18 protein-coding genes are annotated in these 17,645 nt (G+C 52.8%); 3 read left to right on the forward strand and 15 right to left on the reverse strand.

What is annotated here, in order from left to right; all coding sequences use genetic code 11:
* The first annotated feature begins 4 nt into the window (after nucleotides 1-4).
* A complete protein-coding gene (gene mauJ / locus V3314_RS20600; protein WP_028692354.1) occupies nucleotides 5-1,345 on the forward strand; it encodes a methylamine utilization protein MauJ in 1,341 nt (446 codons plus the stop codon).
* Between the two features lie 93 nt (nucleotides 1,346-1,438).
* Here the strand turns inward: mauJ and V3314_RS20605 are convergent, their stop codons facing one another.
* From V3314_RS20605 to V3314_RS20645, 9 genes are all read right to left on the reverse strand, one after another.
* Nucleotides 1,439-1,750 (reverse strand): AraC family transcriptional regulator, encoded by a 312-nt coding sequence (locus V3314_RS20605; RefSeq protein ID WP_028692355.1) that lies wholly within the window; start codon nucleotides 1,748-1,750, stop codon nucleotides 1,439-1,441.
* A gap of 111 nt (nucleotides 1,751-1,861) precedes the next feature.
* Entirely contained in the window at nucleotides 1,862-2,536 is a 675-nt protein-coding gene (locus tag V3314_RS20610; protein WP_211258422.1) for a GMC oxidoreductase, read from the reverse strand.
* 130 nt (nucleotides 2,537-2,666) lie between these two features.
* Nucleotides 2,667-3,863, reverse strand: coding sequence for a hypothetical protein (locus tag V3314_RS20615; protein WP_338459578.1), 1,197 nt, complete (start codon nucleotides 3,861-3,863; stop codon nucleotides 2,667-2,669).
* A gap of 516 nt (nucleotides 3,864-4,379) precedes the next feature.
* The gene (locus V3314_RS20620) at nucleotides 4,380-5,054 is read right to left on the reverse strand and encodes a hypothetical protein (protein ID WP_028692356.1); all 675 of its coding nucleotides are present in this window, start codon (nucleotides 5,052-5,054) and stop codon (nucleotides 4,380-4,382) included.
* Nucleotides 5,047-6,006, reverse strand: coding sequence for an MvdC/MvdD family ATP grasp protein (locus V3314_RS20625; protein ID WP_028692357.1), 960 nt, complete (start codon nucleotides 6,004-6,006; stop codon nucleotides 5,047-5,049). Before V3314_RS20625 ends, V3314_RS20620 begins: the two co-directional genes overlap by 8 nt.
* Nucleotides 6,007-6,020: 14 nt before the next feature.
* Nucleotides 6,021-6,344 carry a hypothetical protein gene (locus V3314_RS20630; RefSeq protein ID WP_081273221.1) on the reverse strand — a complete coding sequence of 108 codons (324 nt, stop codon included), beginning with the start codon at nucleotides 6,342-6,344 and terminating at the stop codon, nucleotides 6,021-6,023.
* Nucleotides 6,345-6,861: 517 nt separating this feature from the next.
* On the reverse strand, nucleotides 6,862-8,055 hold the full coding sequence (locus tag V3314_RS20635) for a restriction endonuclease (protein WP_064491918.1): 1,194 nt from the start codon (nucleotides 8,053-8,055) through the stop codon (nucleotides 6,862-6,864).
* Nucleotides 8,056-8,072: 17 nt separating this feature from the next.
* A complete protein-coding gene (locus tag V3314_RS20640) occupies nucleotides 8,073-10,331 on the reverse strand; it encodes a hypothetical protein (RefSeq protein ID WP_028692360.1) in 2,259 nt (752 codons plus the stop codon).
* A gap of 337 nt (nucleotides 10,332-10,668) precedes the next feature.
* Nucleotides 10,669-11,031, reverse strand: a complete 363-nt coding sequence (locus tag V3314_RS20645; RefSeq protein WP_028692361.1) for a histone-like nucleoid-structuring protein, MvaT/MvaU family — start codon at nucleotides 11,029-11,031, stop codon at nucleotides 10,669-10,671.
* Nucleotides 11,032-11,341: 310 nt separating this feature from the next.
* Between V3314_RS20645 and V3314_RS20650 the strand changes: the two genes are divergently transcribed.
* Nucleotides 11,342-12,097, forward strand: coding sequence for a hypothetical protein (locus V3314_RS20650; protein ID WP_155741796.1), 756 nt, complete (start codon nucleotides 11,342-11,344; stop codon nucleotides 12,095-12,097).
* A gap of 308 nt (nucleotides 12,098-12,405) precedes the next feature.
* Here the strand turns inward: V3314_RS20650 and V3314_RS20655 are convergent, their stop codons facing one another.
* The 4 genes from V3314_RS20655 to V3314_RS20670 form a co-directional block, all read right to left on the reverse strand.
* Nucleotides 12,406-12,957 carry a hypothetical protein gene (locus tag V3314_RS20655; protein WP_028692363.1) on the reverse strand — a complete coding sequence of 184 codons (552 nt, stop codon included), beginning with the start codon at nucleotides 12,955-12,957 and terminating at the stop codon, nucleotides 12,406-12,408.
* 102 nt (nucleotides 12,958-13,059) lie between these two features.
* Nucleotides 13,060-13,452, reverse strand: coding sequence for a hypothetical protein (locus V3314_RS20660; protein WP_081273217.1), 393 nt, complete (start codon nucleotides 13,450-13,452; stop codon nucleotides 13,060-13,062).
* A 49-nt stretch (nucleotides 13,453-13,501) separates the two neighbouring features.
* A complete protein-coding gene (locus V3314_RS20665; RefSeq protein ID WP_028692364.1) occupies nucleotides 13,502-13,936 on the reverse strand; it encodes a hypothetical protein in 435 nt (144 codons plus the stop codon).
* A gap of 39 nt (nucleotides 13,937-13,975) precedes the next feature.
* On the reverse strand, nucleotides 13,976-14,368 hold the full coding sequence (locus tag V3314_RS20670) for a hypothetical protein (protein ID WP_036986723.1): 393 nt from the start codon (nucleotides 14,366-14,368) through the stop codon (nucleotides 13,976-13,978).
* A 166-nt stretch (nucleotides 14,369-14,534) separates the two neighbouring features.
* Here V3314_RS20670 and V3314_RS20675 point away from each other — a divergent pair, with 166 nt between their 5' ends.
* Nucleotides 14,535-15,008, forward strand: coding sequence for a helix-turn-helix transcriptional regulator (locus V3314_RS20675; protein WP_028692366.1), 474 nt, complete (start codon nucleotides 14,535-14,537; stop codon nucleotides 15,006-15,008).
* Nucleotides 15,009-15,144: 136 nt separating this feature from the next.
* On the opposite strand, the gene V3314_RS20680 is transcribed toward V3314_RS20675, so the two are convergent.
* Both V3314_RS20680 and V3314_RS20685 read right to left on the reverse strand, forming a co-directional pair.
* Nucleotides 15,145-15,711, reverse strand: coding sequence for a hypothetical protein (locus V3314_RS20680; RefSeq protein WP_028692367.1), 567 nt, complete (start codon nucleotides 15,709-15,711; stop codon nucleotides 15,145-15,147).
* A gap of 23 nt (nucleotides 15,712-15,734) precedes the next feature.
* A complete protein-coding gene (locus V3314_RS20685; RefSeq protein ID WP_338459579.1) occupies nucleotides 15,735-16,856 on the reverse strand; it encodes a hypothetical protein in 1,122 nt (373 codons plus the stop codon).
* Nucleotides 16,857-17,645 lie beyond the last annotated feature (789 nt).

Below are 17,645 nucleotides of genomic sequence, written 5' to 3' on the forward strand. Positions count from 1 at the left end.
CTCAATGCTGGCAACCGACGATCCTTTCGAACTGGCCGAGCGGTACCAGAACCAGCGAGGGCAATGGGTGGTAGGTGGACTAGAGACCCAAGTCTTCTGGCCAAATCGTCCTCAAATCGTCAGGTTCGAGGGCCTTGATTTCCTTCTGCAGCCGGCAGTGGTCGATGACCAGCACCGCAGTCTTCCTGCGATCGCGATTCGAGCAAATGGCTTTGGGCTAACGGTTAACGAGGGCCGTGCAGCTGTCATGCGCTTGGCGACGGCTATCGCTTGGCGTGAAAGCAAGAAAGTAGACATCGTGATGTGGGGTGGAGGGAGTCACCCCCACCGTGTGGGTAGGATGCTCAATAACGCTTATACCGAGTATTTCTCGGGCGAAAACCTTCATGTCCCACAGAGCGAGGAGGCTCGGAAAGCGCTGGCCTACTACCGTGAAGGGCTATCACTGGGTAATCCGTTTTACTCCTTCCTAGGCTTCTACAAGGCCTTTGCACGCTCTCTTCCCAATGGCCGGGAGCGAGGGCCATGGATTCAGCAGGCCCTGCTTCGCATGACGGACAGAGAGGCAATCTCGCGACGTGAAGAGCTGCAAGCGCAGGGTGACAACATCTCTGAGTACCTGGCCACACAAGGACGTCATGCGATCGCCCACGCCGAGCGTGAGGATATCGTCGATCCAGACGATCCGGACGACCACCAGCGAATTCATCTCGACAAGCCACTGATGCGCCATCTCGCGGAGCTGGCAATGGAAGAGCGGCTCGGTGTAACACCTCCGTCGGCATACGAACGAGATCACCTCTACGAGCTAGAGGGGTTCCGCGCTTTGTTTGATGACGAGCAGCTAGCAGGGCTTCGTGGAGGGGCCTTCACCGAAGGCCGAGACTACGAGTTCCCTGACGAACTCTATGTGGTAGCGCGTAAGGGGCAGACTGCTGTTCACCTCGGTCTCATGCGCATGACAGCCAGTCGCATGGACGAGGGAAAGTTAGGCATACAGCTTGATTCCGCCAATGGTCGAGTGTTCTTTGTGTTCTGGATGGATTTCGCAAATGAGCGGCTTATCTTTGACCCTATTCGGGGCTGTGGCTTACTCAATGCGAGAAGGGAGAGCCGAAGCGACATTCAGTCCGAGATCTTACTCCAGGAGTTCAGATTCCTCATGTACTGCAACGGTTCGGTTGAGATTTGGTCTTCCGACCGAGAACGCAGGATGGGCAAATCAGAGGCCTACATACTGCCCGTCAATTGGAGTCCGAACTTCGCAGACCATCAGCAGACCCTCATTGAGCTGAACGAACGATTGCAGGCCATGCCAGAGATTGAAGTCGAGGCGGGAGGTTGACGAGGTGGTCTGATGAGTGCTGAAGACACCGGCCGCGTCCCGATAACAGGACTCATCCTGCCAGTGAGGTTTAGAGATTGGTACGCCCTGCGGTCACTTGAAATGGTGACCATGGAGCTTGCGAAACTCTGTGGGAGTCATGCCTTTCAGTGCCTTGAATTGCCGGTTGAAGAAGGCCACCGAGGTGTAGCCGACCTCTTCAGAAACCTGGGCAATCACTGAACCGCCCTCCATCAACAAAGCGCACGCGCGTCCAACCCTGAGCCTGGCGATGTAATCGAGAGCACTGCTTCGGGTATGCCGCTTGAACATCCGGTGGAATGCCGAAACGCTAACGCACGCCATGTCGGCGAGCGCCGGGATAGAAAGCTGTTGAGCGAAGTTCGCATGGATGTGATCCAGCACCCGGTGAAGCCTGGAACTGGTCAATCACCAACTGCAATGCAGAATCAAAAAAGCCCGAAACCAACAACTTGGCTTCGGGCGTTTTTACGACCAGACGCTAGAAAACACTGCTTACACGTGCTTCAGATCTCGCAGAATGGCATCCCCTGCCCGGAGAGACAGAGCAGCCATTGTGAGAGTCGAGTTCACAGTGCCCGCCGCCGCCATCGCAGCACCAGTTGCGAGGAACAGGTTGGGATGGTCGTGAGTCCGCAACCAGCCATCTACCACGGAGTCCTTGGGATCAAGCCCCATGATCGTGCCGCCAGTAATGTGGTTGTTCGGGGTGAAGAATGATGTCATCTCGATCTCGGTACCGCCGAGCGCCTCGGCAATTCGTTTCAAATGCTCGCGAGACAGCGTCGCGGATTTGCGAACGTACTCACCCACGTCGTAGGTCACTTCAGGGTGCGGGATGCCAAGCGCATCACGGTGAGTCTTCGACAGCACCAGACGGTTATCAGGATGAGCGAGCCTCTCATGGTTGACGTACATGTCGACACCATGAGCAGTCCTACGGCGAATCTCTTCGTCCAGTTTCCGACCGACCAGGCCCATCGACAGAGCCTTCATGCCCGCGCGCGAGTTCTGAGCCGTGTTGTTGTACCCGATTTGGATGGCGGAGTAATCCGCTCGGAACGGGCCATCGCCGAAGTTCGTGATAGAGTTCATCTGCACCGAACCACCGCCCGACCAAATCGGCTCAGCCGACTGGAAGCTCATCCCGATGCCAGGGTGATCCATCATGTTGCGGCTATGAATAGCCTTACCTAGAAGAACTGATGATGATTTCTCATCATCAGCTGTGCCCCGCCCCTTGCCACTGGTGGCTAACCGCTTCCGACACGCACTGCTCGCTCGTTGAGCAGTGACAAGGCTAATCGGATGCCAAGGCTCGGCGTCTCCTCGTCTCCTCCCAGATAACTGCATCAAGCACGCCGAGATTTTCGACTGGGTAACCTCCTCTACCGTTCTGCGCGTCGAGTAGAGCTGCACGCAGTAGAAGCGCAGTTTGAAGATATTTGTATCCAGCTGAGGCACCATAAGGACTTTCACATCCGGTTAACGTCATCCAGGCCCGAATCGGCTCATTATCAAGGTAATAAGCATTAGGAAAAAACTGGCACAGCATTTCAGTGAAGACCGACCTCCGCGTTTCAACCCCCAACACTGTCAAACGATCAATTTCAGTCATGACTACATCGTCCCGATGGCGCGGATCGGCTCCGATGACGCGCATAAGCGAAACAGATAGCTCGCGGAAATTACTGCTTTTACCTTGACGCTCCCATCCATTGGCCTGGAATCGGCTTCCGTCGCCAAAATCCCAGAGCCTACGTAATTCGTGATAGAACGCTTCATTTTTCTTAGGTGTCCAGTACCGCGCCTGTACCTCAGCCGCACTATTAAAATGCGCTCGCAACTCTTTCTTCAGATTTCTAAACGTAAGCATCTGCGTTCTGCGAAAATCCAAAATTGAACCCATAGCAGTTATAGATTTCTTTGTCGGCAGACGAAGGTTAAACACGCGTCCCGCTGGGTCAGAAGTGTTTCGAGCCGAACCAGGCTTTCTAGTCTGAACTGCCTCCACATAACCATCCAGCCAACTCTTATTAAGGATCACGCAAGATTTTTTTGCTTCGAAAACCCATGTCTTAGCAGCTTCAAACACAGAGCTCGATATCTCAGAATATCCATTAATTTCATGATTAGTGGCAAATGCTGCTTTCGAGAGGTTCGAAGAACCTACGAGCGCATGACAACTTCCACCAGGTTCGCGCCAGAACATAGCCTTGGGGTGAAAACCATCAATCAATTCTGCAACCAGAAAGTGCGCCTGTCGCGATCGAGGCAGCCAGCCTATAACCTTCTCACAGGCCGCTCTCCTAGTAATGCCAAAATCTTTCCCTACGATAAACGCGAAGGATTTACACTGAGCCCCCAGCTTAACACTGGTGTCCCACTCAGTAAGATACGCACTAAGGATGTAGAGCTCTTCTGATTCCTGCAGCGCTCGGTGATAGAGACTCTGGAGATCGGAGCCACTGTTATAAGGCAAAAGCACAAGATCCATGACGTCAAAAATTCCTTAATTGTAGACCTAAGCAACAAACCCCTGAGAGCAAACAAGGCGTCATACCTACGCCGACAAGCCCAAGTCTCGCCACTCCTCTGCTCAGCGTTGACTATGCCCCCGAAACACCCACTTAAATAACCAACTCGACTCTATCCAAGGATAGGTTCACCTCTCCACCCGCTGGTCGAGCCTTCCCGTGCCAACATGCCCTGCTATAACATCCGGAAGCTATGAAACCTTGATACGCAAACTCTTCCCTGAAGCACCTTGTGATGCATGACAGCAGATCCCATTGCGCGGTCGCCTGTCGAGCATCACTCCGAGTCCAGGCCGAGGTGGGCCAGTTCTACCTTGGCAGATGGTCGGCTCAAAATTGCGGCTGCTAGCCGCACTTCCCTGCTGACCGGGCTGGCACTGTTCTGACGGAGTTCAGTGCCATGTGGCCATCACCCCCACGCGGGTGGTGGCCATTTTTTTGCTTTGCTCAGACTCGGAATCAGCCGCTTCGCAGTATCACGAGAAGCACATGATCAGGGGGGCTATCACTTCCGGATTGACCAGCTTCGTAGCCTCTCCGACAACCCATGTTCCTACCGGCCACGCCACCTGCAAAACCATCAGAATCGTGAAAGTCAGAAACGCCCGGAGCAGAAACTCATGGGTCATTTTGATGCCTGTTACCTTCCGATTCACCTTGGGGTAGTTGTTAAGCACAGCGTGAGACAGCTCCTTGGCTAACGCTGCCTTCGGTGATCCTTTTTTCCAGCTACGAGCTAGATCCGATGGACTCACCACATCAAAGCCATCGACTTTAAGCGTTTTGAACGCCCAGCCCCCTGCCCTCAACAGATATGCAACAGCCCAGGCGAATACAAACAGACCAAGACAGCTCAGCCACTTGCTTGATTTGTCGTTCCACAAGCTGGGTATCAGTGACACCAAAACCGGTATCAGTGCCGTGATCGCAGCGAGGTAGATACCTGCTTTAGCATCAGCACCTTTACGTCGATCAACCTCCGCATCAAACAGTCGTCGGGCCTCTTCTAAAACCACATCACTGTCTCGAGACCAATCACCATCGCGCACGGACAACGCCATGCTACGACGCCACTCATCGTCTCCCTGCTGCTCATCGGATGACAGAGGAATGATGGTTGGCCAGAGCCACTGGAGTCGCTGCTTAAGCATGAACAACTGCTTTCCCCGTCAGCTCATCACAGATTGCAGAAGCGATTGGATACCCCGTGAGGTTCTCAATCCAGGCCCACTGGCCGTTAGGGTTTATCTCCAGGAACCAGAGCTTGCCGGAGCGATCACAGATCAAGTCAATGGCCCCATAGCGCAGACCAAGGCGAGCCACTAACTCGATGCACTGCCGTTGCACCTGTACAGGGAGAACAATTTTTTCGTGCCGTAGATCAGGACGACTGCCTTGGCGCCAATCAGTTTCAGTTTCGGGGTTTTCTTGAGACCAGATCGCCGTTGCAAAAACTCGCTCACCAACCACCGTAACCCGCACATCGTATTGCTTCAGGACTTCGGTCTGGACAATGAAGGGGGTCAACGCAATGGCTTCGGCCTGGTCGTCGTCAATCTGCCCGAGTCGAGAGGTGAAGATGACACGCTCAGTTTCCCCCGTGAGCACAGCTTGGCGAAGCGGCTTGCCAATGGCCTGGCCGCCCTCAGTAATAACCCGAGCCGATGAGATGTCGTTTGTAATCAAAGCTTGGGGGACATGGAAGCCAATTTCATGAGCCAACAGCAACTGCATCGGCTTGTCTTCAGCCATGAAGATCTTGGCGGGAGAATTCAGCCAGCGCCCCTCCAAACGCGAATACAAGCTTTTGAGAAAGCTGCTCCACTCTGCCTCGATATAGGCGCGCTCCCCTGCATCCTCTACCTGGTCAGATACTGATGGTGCGCCTGGCCGACGGAAATAGGCGGCTGAAATCTGAGAACCCCGGACAGCCTCCCCGCCCAGTGAAATTGACCAAGCATCACGCGGATGCCCCGCCATCGTACACAGCGCCTGCGGGAGCATCTCGGTGTTCAGTCGCATGTGAGGTTCACCGCGCCGACGGAGCTCTGCCACGACATAGTCCATCGTGATGTCACGACGATTAGTAACCAGCAGCAACATGGTGCGCGTCCAGATCAGTCTGAGTAGTAGCGAGTGTCGAGCCCGAATGTTGGATCGCCATTGTCGTCACGCTCCAACTCGACATTGGTCTTGGTGATCAGCTCGAGAATATGATTGGCCTCGCACCGATCATCGCGCTCGGTGTTTGCATCTGTCTTGGTCACCAACTGCAGCAGCTGATTGCTGGAATCAAAGTCACGCAGCTCAACGGAGGACTGACCACGATAGGGAGAAGGGTCGTCATCGTCGCTCTCGACCTTTTGGTAGGTCTTGGTCAGGAGTTCAACCTGCCAGCACGCCTCGTCATCTTGTTCTGCGTTGACCTTGGTCTTGGTCATGAGCTCATTCAGAGCCCCATCTGCAATGATCGGCACTACTCCTGCCGGCGAGTCGACCGCCCACATGTTGAGCTCAGAGGAGTAGTAGCCGGGAATCTTATCTTCCCCTGTCCTTGGTGTGGCGAACCTCGAAAGGAATGGCGATGTTCCGGGCACATTTGCTGATGCTCCCAAGCTGGCTTCTCCTATGCCGGCGAGTCGCGAAAGGCGACAACAGACTGACAGTACCATTTGGCCACCATGGCGGTAAATGAAGATCAAGCCTCAATAGAAATCCACCGGAACAGCGCGGACTCAACTCGCATACGAAGAGGTGCTCAAGCTAAAGTCTTTCACAGACCAAAAGATCAACCGCTTCAAAAAGGCTGCTAGCGCCACCAACGCCATGGAGACCTTCTTGAACTACTTCTACGATTTCATCATCGGCGTCTTTGGTTCACTCCTGGCCACAATCATCACTGACCAATGGAAAGCCAGGCGGGCTTTGAACTGCTCCTAGGAAGCCGATCATTCGTAGTCAATCCAAGTGACTGAAGCGGCAAGGCTGTTGATCCCAAGCGGAATACAGATTCTTGCCGTCCCAATAGCTCACCCTCCCCTGATCATCCACAGAGCGTTTGGCACGGAATACAGTTTCTATCCGCCTCATCGCCAGTATCTGATGATCAAGCACAGGTATCTCATGCCCTTCCAAGCCATGAGCGTCTTGGAACAGGTTCCGCCTAGGTAAGCACATGAGCAATGCGGCCTGCTTGGTTTCCTTGAGAACCAGTGCGAACGAATTGGTGATGGTGCTGTAGCCAGTATGGGCATGGGTTACCAATGCCTTCTCTCCGGCCTGGACGCGTCGCAACAAAGACAGCACATGCGAGTCGGAAACCAACGTCGACTTATCCTGGACGATTCCTTGCTGGGCCTGATTACACCACTCGGCAACGTCACCTGAATCCTTGAGTTCAAGCACGCCATTTGAAGCCCGCGCGAACTTATGAGCACTAGGGAGGTACCTGGATGTCGTCACGAAAATGCCGTGACTGACTCCGTCGTTCGCGACCACGCCACGCAATGCCTGAACAGCATCGAGCCGGATAGGATGCCTGGGTGAATACCGCTTCGCCTGCACGTATGTCAGCGTGTCGCCGAGAGGGCCCCGCTGAAGCAACCGAACGTCGACACCGCCGTCTCCTACTCCAGGCCCTACCTGTGATTCATAGCCCTGGGCTTGGAACACACGGTAGAGCAGAATCTCGAACTCCCGGGGGGTGAGGTTGTACAAGCGCTCGGGACGAGCTTGGAAATACTGGTAGAGCTCAGCATAGATATCGCTGAAATCTTCGACGATCAGGCTACAGACCCATTTCCAATGGAAGTATTGATCGTATGCGGCCTGCATTTCTTCCGTCGTTGCGAAGAAGTAGTAGGAGCAACCGTCATTGTTATCGAACCAGAAACCATGCGATTCGCATATCTGGTCAAGCTCTGCCCGCAACCGGGGATCGAGATCCTCATCCAGCAACCGGGCGAGATCTCCGCTGCTGTATAGGATGAAGACCACAGCCTCTTCTCCGGGCTCACCATCTACGCGTTCGGCATAGGATGTGAATCCACTGTCGTACCAGAGGTCATTTCTCTCCGCCCATGACTTGATGTCGATCTGTGCATTCTCTACTCGCTTCTCCAGCTCGCGATCAGACAATTCTGGCAACGCCATAGCCCCGTTCCCTTCGCCTATAAATCTACATCGTCAAAGATATTCCTTCCGCCATTCTGTGCAGATGGGCGCATGAAATCGCTTCGGCCGACCGCAGGCTCGTCTCCCCTTTCCTGGGATACCTCACTCACCCAATCGTCAACTCGACGCCTTTGGGTATCGACCACATCTTCCACACCAGGCCACTCAGGGAAAGCCGCTTGGATCCCCTCTAGCTCCTCGATGAATTCAGAGAGGTGGTAGTCAGGATCGTTCTCATAACTGTATGACTCCTGCTGAGACTTGCGAATCCTGTCTAAATCAGTCAACACATACTTCTGTACATCGTTGTAGAAATTCTCCCGCTCCTCGTCATTAAGGAACTCGTGCATCTCTTGGTCGTGGATGTACCCTAGCTCATCATCATCAAATACAAAATCGTGGATCTTGATCGAGATTGCATCCCTGGCTGACTTCGGCAAAAGACCTTGCCGAAGCAGACGAAGAGCCAGGTCAGACGAATTCGTGAACAGGTTTCTCGCGAAGTCACGAACCAAACCGGAGTGAAGCTTTCCGTCAAGCTTCGAATAGGTGCGTAGAAAAACGTCGTCAGCCCTACGCAGCAGGAACGAGTACAGCCTTCCCCGCCTCGCACGCTCCACATCAGCCTCACATGTGACGTATTCACAGCATCGTTTCGCGATCACTGCAAACATGCTTGAGGGCAAAATCGTAGCGTTCTGAACGCCTGTGTCGCCGCACGTCACCAGTTCCATCAATCGCTCAATGGGTGTGCCATTCACAAAAATTTGCAGATGATCTGGACTCTGGGCAAGTATCAACGCAAACGCATCTCCAATCGTAGGATGCTTGTACTTCCAGAAGCGTCCCTCGGCTGTATCTGCTAGCTGTACAAAGCTTCCCCGGAGGCTTTCTAGAGCCCGTATGCAACCGGCTTGGCTACTACCTAGCCTCCCAACTGCATGGTTCTCATCCACAGAGAGATTGACCGGGCTTTCAAGAGCGCCGTGCTTCATGTAAAGCACAGCTAATGCAGCTTGGCTTTCGTCATCCATACCCTGCATCGTTTCGACGAGCCATCGTTCCTGCTTAGCGACAAACTCGTCGATACCTTTCTGGCCGATCTTGAGGCTCTTGGTGAACTCAACACTGCCCAAGCGCCGAGCTGTCTCGGGAGCGAACCGGCTGTGCGCCGCCACCGCAGGAAGGAACTCCTTCAAGGCTGTCCGAACTCGCTGAGATTGGTTCCCTAGCTTTATGTGGTTGTAGAGGATCTCTGACTTTTCCCGGGAGGTCAGCTCCTTGACGTCAATGACCACCTGGCTCTCCTCTATCAAAGGAAACGCCGTTCTCTTGAGGTCGCGTCGTGCGTTTTTGTAGATGTAATCACGGCTAGTCAGGACTACTCGATGGCCAGCTCGAATCATCGTCGAGAGCGCCGGGAGTATTCGGTTCCACTCCATCACCAGGTCAGCTTCGTACTGCATCGCCCCGAAGGCGTCATCAACCCATATGAGCTGGGATGTTTCCTCGGTATTCCAGTGATCTCGTATTTGCTCAGGCCTCTCCAGCTTCAAAACAAGACTTTCCCACTTGTCCATCGCACACATGGCCATAAGCGAGGCGATCGTCGTTTTGCCAGCAGCGGGCTCCCCAACCAAGAGCACAAAGCCATGCTGCTGCAGAGCCTGAAGGGCTTTTCGATAGGTACCGGTCACTACCAGCTTTGCCAGATCGGGCAGCTCAGTCAGCAGCGCCTTTGTCTGCTTGTATCGTCTCTCATCCAGGATCTGACTGAGGTCGCCCAGACCATAGAGCCGAGGCACATTCATGCGGAGGCTACTGTTCAGTTGGATTTTTTCGCATATCCACGTCGAGCCCAGCAAGAGAACGTGCTTTGCACCCTCGCTTTCAAATGCCTGCTTGATTTTGAGATGACTTTCCCCAGTCCAATCAGCATTGGTCATGAGGACATAGACGTCACACACTCCCTGAGCGACAAGGCGGCGCACCTTGGTGAGCTCTGCTGCCACATCGGACAGCGAAAGATTGTGCTCACGGCGTGATGTGAACTTGCACTGGATGACGTATTCACCTTCATAGAACTCATTTGGCTGAGGCGACCACCTACCTTTGAATCCTCCGTCGCGCCCCCCGTCGTTCCCCTCAAGAAACGTCTCCACCGTCTGCCCCAACACGGTGGAAGCCACTGCCATGCACAACTGCTGAAAGCTGTGCCAACCCAAGAGGTGGAGGTCGTATTTTGGAGTAGTCATACGGCATTCGATCCTTGCAGCCAAACCACAGGCCAGATAATTGCCATCATAGCGAAGTCAACTTGATCCCGAGCTGGATCACAGTCAGAGCGTTGTCAAAAAGCTTGGTGACATCAAGCTTTGGTGGGAAGTGGTGAGCCATGGCGATGATGCCAAGAGGCTGACGGCTAGAGAACAGCTAGCAGCCATGCCCAGGACAACCGCAAGCCACCACCGAGAGGAGCCGTCATCATCAGTAGTCGATGCAGGCTAGCAGCCCGTATCACGCTTAGAGCCTGCCTCAGCGAAGGATTCGCCGACAAATGAAAAGGCCTCCCGAAGGAGGCCTCTGAGGAGCTTATTGACGCCAGGTCTCTACAGTTTCTGCGCCGTACTCATTCTTCCACGACTTGAGAACGGTGTGGTTACCGCCCTTAGTCTGAATCACTTCACCCGTATGTGGGTTCTTGTACGTCTTAACTTCGCGAGGCTTGCGAGTGCTAACAGGCTCCACTACCGCGCCCAGACGGCTGCTGGCTTGCGGGTCGAGAATGTTGATGACATCTCGCAGACTGAAACCGTATTCGCCCAGGAGAGTACGCAGCTTGCTTTCAAACTCCATCTCCTCTTTGAGGCCGTTGTCTTCCTTTAAGGCTTCCAGCTCTGCGAGCTGAGCTGCGAGCTGCTGTTCCAGGCGACGGTACTCGGCAAGGCGCGACATTTTGTGAATCCTGTTGGTTGTTGGCTGGCTGCAAGAGTACAGCGATACCGTACCGCTTATCCAGAAAAACGCTGGATTCACTAGCAAGACGGAGCTGCGCGTGAACTTGACTCCTGTTTGCGAAGGGCTATGTCAGGGCAGGCGCTACGGAATGTGGCGACTTGGCTAGAGCTTCCAGTGGCGCCTCATGATGATGGCGATTTGGGTCTATCGTTCTCTCGAATGCAGCGTTTCTATACAGCTGGTTTCAAGCCAGTTGCTCAAGGCCCGCCGCATTCCGAAATGCCAACTCTAACGACAGGTGCATACCATGGAACTTCCTGAGCCACTTCTTTCTGCAGTCAAAAAACTATTTGACGGGCACCATCCATACTGGCACCTCGCACGGGTGCGAGAAAGTGAAATGCCAAACGCTTCCGCCAGAGCTGCCTGGAAAGCTGCTAGGCAAATGTTTCCGACATTAAAATTTCGCGATGAACCAGGAGCAGGTGCAGAATTCCTCACTTTCCACCGGGATATGATGCGTGAATATAAGTGGCTCCTCGAACAGTTTCCTGACGTGAAAATCAGTTACCAGCCATGGACTTCAATACCCGATGATGTAGCGAATTTCATAGAGAAAAACTTTAATGTATCTGCAGGACACGTCAACGCGGGAAGTAAAGAAATTGATAAATTGATAAAATCAGGCTCCCTTGACGAACTCGGGGCTTTCATGGAGCCGTGCCCAGATGACAATCAAGAATTTGGGGCTGGATTGCATGATTTGGCACATGGTGCGGTTAGCTATATAGAGGAAGGGAATGGTTTGGCTAGGGACTTCAGCATGGGTAGCCCGTCTACAGCCCATCGAAATAAGGTCTTCTACCAGCTGCATGGTTGGATTGATGAATGTTATGCGGCTTGGCAGACCGCCCACAACCAGAGTCCAGATACAACTCCAAAAGCGCCTGGCGAGCATGGAGGTCATGTAATGGGACATGCACCGACCGATGAGAAAATGCTAAAAGATGCCATAGAGACCGTTGATACAATACTAAGATTTGAGCGAGCCTGGAAACGTTAATTTATTCTTCTAACACCAAATTTAAGCCCGCAAAATTGCGGGCTTTTTTATTTTCCCGGCTAGTTGAGGCAAGCTTAGAAAATGGCTACACCAACAACTCGGAAAAAGGCCACCTACAAAACTGAGGTTCATACCTCCTACCCAGGCCTGCAACCAGCTCACTTACGCAAGCGGAGCGCGCAGGCCAGGAAGGCCGAAGACGTGAAAGGATGGAAGCCCGACAGGGTCGAGACCGTAATGCGGGCTCGATTCACGACAGCCTGGCCGCGCAGCGGCACGCCCAAGCTGTAGCTCTCAGGCAAGATCGCTTACTTGTGGAGCTTACTGAAACGCTCGATCACGACGCTTGGTGCGACGCTAGGCCATGCCTCAAGATTCCCAGACTTGCGCCAGAAATTGATAATGCTCCAGACAAAGTACAATGCGGGCACTGCACCACCAAGCATTGAATAGCTGTGCAATACAGGCATAGCTCCCGTCCTAGGGTGATCTGCGAGAACTGGTAGAAGAGCAAGAATAAACACTGCTACGTATGCCGCCGCGAACCAGATAGCTCCGTAAAACAGCATATAAATCGGTGTCGCCAAGCGGAGCTTCGTCAAAGTGCGAATCCGTCCACCCTCCTCCCTGAAGCCATACATCGCACCCGTGTTCTTGAGTTTGTTCCTTGACTTTTTGTAGACACAATAAAAATCATAGTGCTTACCAGCTTCGATTTCTTCGTACAGCTGAATTGGAATGACGGTATTCGGCACCAGAACACCATCAATCTTCATTATTACTTGAACACTACCCTCCCTGTGCTCAAAGACTCGAATATCTTCAAGCTTTCCAGAGACCTTGATGTAATCAGCAATCACTATGACTAACTCCTGTCATAAAATCTTCCATCACCCGTTTTCAGGCAAAGGGAGAGCGTCAGCAGCTTCACCAGGAAGCCGCTTATTTCAAAAAACTATTTTTTAGTGCAAGCGGCCAGGGCTAATAAAGAACCCCTTCGACCCCAACTTCAAAAAATCGCGCAATCCAGCACGGCCGCCATCCCTGCGAAACGACGCTAGGACATACCGTGAATTCAGCGTAGTAACGACCCAAAAGCGGCCTTCTTTCTGAACGCTCTGGATGTCGGATGTGCGTAGGTAGTGCCCATCAGCAAATCGTCCGATCGGATTTGCTGCACGGACATGCCCGAAGACCACACCCACAGCGCTGCAGGCGATGATCTGGACATTTACCAGAAACGCGGTCACAGGTTGTGCATAGCCCTGGCCAGCGGCACGACCTATGCGCAAGAGATCGAAATCTGTGTACCGCCGGCTGTGAAGGTCAACGGCGTAGACATTTGAGACTGCCAAAGAAAAACTCCTCGCTCAGGCTATGTATTTGGTAGGAGTCAGAGACAAACTAAGCCGACGCTCGGTACAGCTCCCTGACTTTACTCAGGTTGGCTGGATCGAAGTCGGTATCACATGAGTCGTTGTAAACGCTCCCGCTCTCTACTTCGAGCAAGCACACAGGGCAGTCATTCTTGTCATACCCGAGTGCGAGAGAGGCTAACCGTTCCATCCGCCAATGCTCACCGCCGTTAAGCCGCGCCGGTGTAACGACCTGGACATCTTCAACGATGAACTGATCATCCTGGGCCTGGAGCATCTCGTGCAGCCGTGGCTCGTCGTTGAGCATCTCTTCGCCTCGCACGAACCTACCCTCAATCCAACGCTTCACGCTTACGTGATACCAATGCGTCGAAAGCGCTCTCGACACGCCATGCCAATGAGCAAGTCCGTCACCGAACATACCTGGAACACCTGCAAGGTCAGTGGTGCTGGTTCTAAACATCAGTAGGATAACTCAACCGCGAGCCTAGGCTCGTCAACGTCAATAAAATGAAAAAATCGTCTTGAGCGAGGCCTTCTGCTCAGCCCCTTTCCCGACGAGCACATACACGGTGTTTCGAGTCTCAAAAAAATACCCGTCCACGAGCGCAACCCCGATGCTCGACCGCACCCAACTGCCAGGCTGAAAGCGGCCAGCGCTATCCGCCCGCACATTGTGAGCAAGGAGAAACAAGGGGATGTTGCCAGCAGCCGCCACCTTCGCTAGCTCAGCTTCAGTGAGCTCCGCACGGAACAACGTCCAATCCCGGACGAGACAGTACGCTTTCCCTGGATAGCGATGGGCGACCAGCTCGATCAACTGTCCCTCCTCAGCATGGGCGCCCTCGCGGGGCTCTGAAGGCTCGCTGAAGAGCTCGATATCTGCGTTGTCCAATTCCTCACCTCGCAGGGGGAGCTTGAGAGAACTCTTGTGGCATCCGACCACTTGCCTCTCTCCACGATGTGCCGTCCAAGGCCATCCACACAAAACGGATAATACAGTGATTTACCGTTTATCCGCAAAGCGAAGCTGTGGCTATATCCTGATTTTTGGATGGACTATGCAGCTCAGGATCGCATTCGCGGGGGTACTACGTGCTTTTCGTCTCGTCCGGGGCGCTCGGTACGCCGACCTTTCAGAGGCTACAGATCGCACGAAAATCAGCGCACTCGAGAACGCCAAGACAAGCATCACCATTGAGCAGCTCGAGCAGATTGCGGACAGCCTGGGCGTCGACCCGATCGCCATGCTCGCGATGTCGATAGCCCAAAAACAGGGTGAGCCAGCTCTCACAGTAGTGGGCCGGGCACTGACTCACGTCGCTGCGTTTGAAGCAGAGGGAGGGATGAAGGCCCTCGCCGAACAATTCGACGATGGCGGGAATCTCATCAAGCGGAAGCGCGGCAAGCCACTCAACGCTGACAACGAAGCAGCTGTCTTGGCCCTCAAAGCCGCTGGCATGAAGCAGCAGCAGGTGGCTGAACAGCTTGGCCTGGCGTTGACGAGTGTCAGGGATTACTGGAAGAAGTCTTGACGATTTGGGGTGCAAGGAAAGCTGGAGCAAAGCACTTGTCATGGCCGTCGCTACCGAGGCATGTTATCCGATTGCTGCTAGGTGGGTGATTGAATGGCCGGAACACTCCGGCCATATGTGATGATCTTTAATGGTGTCAGATATAGATAAACAAAGCGCCGATCACAATCGCAAAAAATGCTCCTAGGAGCATACATGCACTGCGATTACCTACAATTGTGATGTTCGTTTCCCACCCCATCTTCTTGTCCACCCAATTTGCCAGGCGCACAGTAGAGCCCGACCCACCATGCACCAGCAACAACACATGATTAAACAGAACAAATATAAGCAGGTAGGCGGGAAACCAAAACGCCAGAGATATCCAGTAACCCGGATCCCCGAACTCGACCACCATGATAAAGCCAACTGCAAAAAACCCTAGCTCGAAGCTAAACTTAATGTACTCAACGAGGACTTTGCGCGCCCCCTGCAGGAGGGCACTATCATCATAAGGATGCACGGAAGTAAAAAAGTATATAACCAGCAGTACAGAGGTCATCATTATGGCCATTGCAACATTAGGCCATGACGCATTACTCGCCAGAAACTCACTCCCCACCCCAATGACTCTAAAAAATAGAGCTGCAGCAAACGCCAACCCTAGCGTCTTCAATGGCAGATAGCCGAAATTCGTATCACCTTGATCCACAAGCGTAGTCATACGCAACTCCTTTTGAAATAGCCTTAATTTAAGTCAAAATTATTTTTTATCCGATGAAGACGCGATGAAATCTCACCTATAAGCTTGAAATGCTCGCCACCACTCATCTTGTCAAACTTCGACCTGACATCAGTAATACATTCCTCAACGAGTCTCTTGAGAACAGACTTATCCCTCAACCGCTCCACGCTTTGAATCGTAGAAAAGACCTTATCTAGCCGCCGCTTAGCACTGACAAACGCTTCATCAACCTCTAGAACCTCCGAAAGAGAGCGCCTTATCCATACTAAATCGGGAAGGAGAGAATTACTACTGAAGACAGTTAACTCAGCTTGCCTCCGTGGAGTGTAAAATTCACTCACAATCCAGGCCTTCAGATCCAAGGAACAGCCGAGGAATCCCGCCTCATCGACCATAGGGCTTTTGGTGAATGTGAAAATTATATTGGCCAGCTTTACCGCATCTCGAACAAAGCTATCGAGCATGAAGACATTGATACCCTGAGCCCTACCGTGGAATATAATATCCCCTTCACGCGAGTCGCGACACTGTTCGATCATGAGCAAATCCTGCCGCAGGCTAATAAGATCAAGAACAAACGCTAGATGCTCCGATTCGCTGGCAGTTGAATTAGCCAAGGCTTTCTTTACTCGCTCTAGCTTAGCTGAAACCTTTCCTAGGTGATTAGTACCGTCGCCATTTTCATCAAACTCTGGATTAATAATAAGATCACAGTTATGTAGCGAATTACTTGGGAACACAGCATTGTACAGGAGCGTAGGGTCGCGGAATCTAAAGCTCCTCTGCAGGCTCTCCTCTTGCTCATTAAGCAACTCAATGAAGAGCTTTCGATGACTGATATATCGGTCGAACGTCATCGCCTCGAGCTGGGCCTGAGTAACCTTCTGCATCCCCTTGTTCTGACGGGCCAGGAACAAGAGAGTGGCGACAGTGGCAAGGGTACTCGTGAGTGTGAAAAAGCCAGCGAGCAAGGAACCAAAACTCGCCCACGCAGAATGGTTGTTTGATACGTAAGGCAGCTTTTCAGCGTAGGTAGAAAACAGGACGTAGCCCAACACCACAATGAGCAAGATCATAGCGATCCATACCCAGCGCTCTTTCCACCAGCCTAAATCAAGCTTCACGCGAGAAATCCCTTCCAACCCAAGATTGGTGGCATTTTAACACCACGTCGTGGGCAGTGACCAAATCCGACGGTGATCCAGGTGAGCAATTCCAGCTTGCAGGCGGTATCCATGCCCTCAATGCCCGCTCCAAAATTCGAGCTGTGCTGCCAGGGAGGAGCTGGAGTGGGCAGGAGAGGCTGAGGAAAAAATTAGGGCCCTGCTCGTGTGCTGTGGGCCGACGGCTACCGCGTTACTGGCCAAGGACAGAAAAATGTGACCCACTTCACATAATGGCATTTTGAAGCCATAACTCAAATACACAACTCTCTAAATTTATCCATATAAATCAGTAGGATACTTTACTGTACATTTAAACAGCCTGCTAAGCTTTTGACTCTATAAGGTTTTTTGTGATCATTTTGTCAGTGTACATCTCACAATGCGTTTCCTATGCTCAGACACATTAGAGAAACCGAACAGGAGACGTTTCCATGGCTATCGCGAAAAAAGATCAGGTCTACTGGGCTGAATGCCTGGATCCCAAAAAGCCCGTCTGTGGCAACAAATGGAAGAGCCGCGCAGGCTTCGGCACACCTAACTACTGCCCTAAGTGCCGTTCCACTCGAATCGCTGTGCGTCCTCTGTAGGGAAGCATTATGAGCACAAAGTCGAAGGGTATCTGTCCTTTCTGCGCTGAGATGGTCACCCCTTCCGTCACGGAGGAGAACCTGGTCAGACGTGACAAATGTGCCTGTACGGCTTGCGGTGAAGGCGTCTACGTCTGCCGCAGCCCAGGGTGCAACAATT

The sequence above is a fragment of the Pseudomonas sp. TE3-3-F2023 genome, assembly GCF_036784815.1.
GTDB lineage: Bacteria > Pseudomonadota > Gammaproteobacteria > Pseudomonadales > Pseudomonadaceae > Aquipseudomonas > Aquipseudomonas pudica.